At 59.3% G+C, this 819-nt stretch carries 1 protein-coding gene; it reads right to left on the bottom strand.

The annotated features are described in order from the left end of the window. Nucleotides 1-16: 16 nt before the first annotated feature. Nucleotides 17-768, bottom strand: a protein-coding gene (locus PARHAE_RS00010; protein WP_126152562.1) for an IS5 family transposase whose coding sequence is annotated in 2 segments (ribosomal slippage) — nucleotides 17-438 and nucleotides 438-768 — 753 coding nt in all. Because the reading frame shifts where the segments join, the coding sequence is not laid out codon by codon here. Nucleotides 769-819: the final 51 nt, after the last annotated feature.

Genomic DNA, 819 nt, shown 5'->3' with positions numbered 1-819 from the left:
TAGGGTCTGTGGGGATTCATCGTGAGTTGATAACGGCGGCAGCGAGGTAGATCATTGCTTCAAAGCTCCGGTCGGTCTTGCAAGCACGCATGGCGATGCGTTTGAATTCCTTGAGCTTGCAGAAGAAGTTCTCGATGAGGTGGCGCCAGATGTAGATGTCAGCATCGATCCTGAGCTTCTGCGCACGGGCGGGGTGCTGCGAGATCACGATCCGAGCGCCGCGATTATTCAGTTCGGCAATCAGCGCATTGCTGTCGAAGGCCTTGTCGGCGATTAACCCGTCGAAGGCGATCCCGTTGATCAGCGGCGGCACGTCGACGCTGTCGTAGCGCTGGCCCGGCATGAGCCGGAAGCGGACCAAGTTGCCCAAGGCATCGGTGAGGGCCAGGATCTTGGTCGTCATGCCGCCTTTCGAGCGGCCAATGGCCTGGCTCTGAGTCCCCCTTTTGCGCCCTGACCATGGCGGTGGACTTTGACGATCGTAGCATCGACCATGGCGTATTCCAGGTCAGGCTCATTCGACAGCGCATCGAATATTCTCCTGAAAACATCGGCTTGTCGCCAATCTCGGAACCGCCGGAACGCCGTGTTCCAGTTGCCGAACCGCTCCGGCAGGTCGCGCCATGGACTGCCCGTGCGCACGATCCACAGCACCGCCTCCAGAAACAGCCGGTTGTCCTTCCCGCTGCGGCCAGGGTCGCTTGGCTTACCCAGACAGTGCGGCTCAATCTTCGCCCATTGGGCATCCGTCAGAACATTGCGATCCATCCTGACTATGAATCACATCAGCCTCCGAGTGTGAATCCCCACAGACCCTAG

This window comes from Paracoccus haematequi (assembly GCF_900631945.1).
Classification (GTDB): Bacteria; Pseudomonadota; Alphaproteobacteria; order Rhodobacterales; family Rhodobacteraceae; genus Paracoccus; species Paracoccus haematequi_A.
Note: the sequence above shows the minus strand (reverse complement) of the source record. Positions and strands in the feature narration are given on the sequence as shown.